The sequence below is a fragment of the Neisseria sp. P0009.S008 genome, from assembly GCF_051958615.1.
GTDB lineage: Bacteria > Pseudomonadota > Gammaproteobacteria > Burkholderiales > Neisseriaceae > Neisseria > Neisseria subflava.
Window position 1 is genome coordinate 1 of sequence record NZ_JBQCVG010000091.1, and the last position, 244, is coordinate 244.

Here is a 244-nt window from a genome sequence, read left to right on the forward strand (position 1 = left end):
TCCGCATACAGAATCAGCGAAACGTGCATGGCTTTCACCTGCGATTCGGTCGGGCGTTTGCCGTGCAACAGGTGCAGGAAGTGGCCGCCGATGGTGTCTTCTTTGCTTTCGACGTCGATGCGTTTGCCGTTGTGCGAATATTGATACCAGTAGAGCAGGATGCTGCCGAGGCTGGCAATGAGTTTGTCCGCAATATCGCGCGCTTCGCTTTCGGGGTGGCTTTCGCGTTCGGGATGAACGCAGC

Annotated in this window: 1 protein-coding gene; it reads right to left on the reverse strand. The window is 56.6% G+C overall.

From position 1 onward, the window contains the following. Positions 1-244 (reverse strand): citrate/2-methylcitrate synthase (locus ACTHSQ_RS11405; protein ID WP_440375968.1); only part of this gene is annotated, 244 nt, incomplete at both ends.